The following is a 2,591-nucleotide window of genomic DNA, read 5'->3' as shown; positions in this document are numbered from 1 at the left end:
GGATATTAAATCTTCTGATCAGATTTTTTTGCTCTAACAATGGCAACCCATCAAAATTTACTGCGTATAAAGCAATCGGATCGTCTCTGTGCTGTTGATAAAATCGATTGAACTCAGGGATTTCATCAAGACAGGTTTGACACCAGCCAGCCCAATAATTAATAAAAACCCATTTGCCTTTTAGGGTAGAAAATGGAGTATCCTGGCCTTGAATTTCTTTAAGCAACACGTCTGCCTGGCTTTGAGAAACCGAAGCTATGATTAAAAGTGCAGATAACAGGAGTTTTATCGTGAGTTTCATAGTCACCTCTTCAATATGTGTGCGTATTCTAGCATATTATCAGAATTTGTTTCTTGGTAAATGTATGAGCACACTTGAGAGGTCTGGTAGAGCATTGGACCATTTTGAGCTTGTGCTTGTGACACACAAACTCAAAATGAGGGTAGGTCTTAAATTCCCAGGCTGAGTTCTTCTTGTGGTTCCTTGATTTCCTGAGGATTTTCGCGGCGTTTCATTTTTAATACACTGTGTTTTTTGAGACCATCCAGAGCATCCATGCGATCTTTTAACGTACTCCACTCCACTTTTTTGGTTCGCCAGTCAAGAGCAGTTGGTTCTGTTTCTAAGTCGCAGGTAGCCTCAGGAATAGGTTGTCGTTTAGGTGATCTCATTTGTTCATCAAGCATGATTTCTATCTTTTTAACAGATGAGACTGGCTGTATTTTTCCTTCATAAACAAAGGGAAGGAGACGCAGTTTCGCTACGAGTTTAAACGCATCCCATGTACTGGTTAGTTCCTTGTATCCATAAGCTAGAGGATTGGCTCGTAAGCCTTCATATTCTGTTGGAGACAGAATATGAATTTTACTCAGTTCTTTACGATAAAATATCCGGTCATTACTTAATACTAAAAGCGGTTGATGCTGTCGGGAATTGAAATCAACATCAGGCATGTGTTCCAGGCCGCCAAAATCTTTGTGTTGAGGAATTGGAGCGCCATGTAACACATTCTGGATGTCTTGAATGGAGGCTGCCATTCCATCAGCGCATGCTTGGCGATTGAACTTATCCAGACAGGTATTAATATCACCATCTCCTCTGGCTCGTGTAGGAGCATCACGTTCATCAGGGGTTGGATCGTAAGGTCTGATGGTAAACACGCCAACCCGGTTAATTTCATCGTGCAGGTTATTGGCCAGGATGCTGCCCAAGGTGCCGAATCGTTCAGGCAGTATTTTACGTAAGTCCCCTACCATTGCCATATGCCCGGTAGCAAAGTGGTCGGTATAGTAATGAAAGGTAAATAATTCCATTGATAGTGCCTGGGCATGGTAGCGATGAGCCAGATCAAATAATTCGGTACGTGAGGGAAGCAGGCCTTTGCCTGCGAAGTCTTTGCGTATCCGATGGAAGTCTGGGTTGTCCGATTGATAATCAGGGGTGTTTGCCCATTTATTTAATTCATAAGCTAAATGTGCATACCTTAAGGCAATTGAATGCCCCAATACATATACTCTTACCGACCAGGGAGTAAAATGAGTTTGGTTGGTGGTAAGCATTTCGCCATAATCTTTAACGCGAAAATAAAACATCAGCTGTTTTACATAAAAATCAAGGGCTGGAAAGCCTGGAATGTAGGTGTTGTCATTTATTTTATAAATTAGGTCAATGTCCTTTCTGCTGACATCAGGGGCTGCCAGGTTATTATACGCTTTGATTAGAGCTTCTTCTTCCTTGAACCCAATGCTTTTGCGAATCAGATAGTTGCCTAACTCGACAGGAGAATTGAAACGCTCCAGTTTCGGTAAGTCAAGTTCCATTATCCAATCGGCCTGGGTAAAATAGTCGCCAGCCATTGCGACAATCTCGCCAGAAGACATTTCTAATTCCATGGGTATTGGCAGGTGTTTTTCGTTAAATCGCTGTAGGCGTAAGTGCAGGACTCCTGCTTCATCAATTCTTAAATAGGGATTGTTCTCAGTACTATCCAATCGTATTCCATTACCTAATTCCGTGTGTTCGGTTGTATCCATAACCTGATTCCTTTTTTTTGAGACGCTATTTCAGCATAGCTTCGTTTTTTAAAGTTGCCAATAAACTGGATAAAAAAACAAAGGAGCAAAAAAAGCAGCAGTTTGGTAGGAAAAAAGGTCTGTTTGGACTATGCTAAAAAAAATAGCAATTGAGGGACAGCATGAGTGAGTTAACTGTAGCGCGATTGATTGATGGGACTTTGTTTCGAGAAGGTGCCGGAGTCAAATTGCAGCGATATATAGGGATAAGCAAGGACAATGAGTTTGATCCTTTTTTATTATTTGATTATTTTGATAGTACTGAGGAATTGGATTATCTTGCCGGATTTCCAGCGCATCCTCATCGTGGGTTTGAAACTATTACTTATCTGCTTCATGGCTCGATAACTCATGAAGACAATAAAGGCCATAAAGGGATTATTCATGCCGGTGATGTGCAATGGATGACGGCGGGAAAAGGAATTGTCCATTCTGAAATGCCGTCTTCTGCAACGGGCCGTCTGCAAGGATTACAATTATGGCTGAATTTACCTGCTGCTGAAAAAATGAGGGAGCCC

The 2,591-nt window shown here is 41.6% G+C and carries 3 protein-coding genes; 1 reads left to right on the top strand and 2 read right to left on the bottom strand.

Going from position 1 to position 2,591, the window contains the following annotated elements; genetic code table 11:
* Both Q0495_RS15695 and Q0495_RS15690 read right to left on the bottom strand, forming a co-directional pair.
* On the bottom strand, positions 1-301 hold a 301-nt coding region (locus Q0495_RS15695), incomplete at its 3' end, for a TlpA disulfide reductase family protein (protein WP_298627975.1).
* A gap of 149 nt (positions 302-450) precedes the next feature.
* Positions 451-2,034, bottom strand: a complete 1,584-nt coding sequence (locus tag Q0495_RS15690; protein ID WP_298627972.1) for a type IV secretion protein Dot — start codon at positions 2,032-2,034, stop codon at positions 451-453.
* A gap of 161 nt (positions 2,035-2,195) precedes the next feature.
* Between Q0495_RS15690 and Q0495_RS15685 the strand changes: the two genes are divergently transcribed.
* Positions 2,196-2,591 (top strand): pirin family protein (locus tag Q0495_RS15685; RefSeq protein WP_298627969.1); only part of this gene is annotated, 396 nt, incomplete at its 3' end.

It is taken from the genome of uncultured Legionella sp. (assembly GCF_937871865.1).
Classification (GTDB): Bacteria; Pseudomonadota; Gammaproteobacteria; order Legionellales; family Legionellaceae; genus Legionella.
Note: the sequence above shows the minus strand (reverse complement) of the source record. Positions and strands in the feature narration are given on the sequence as shown.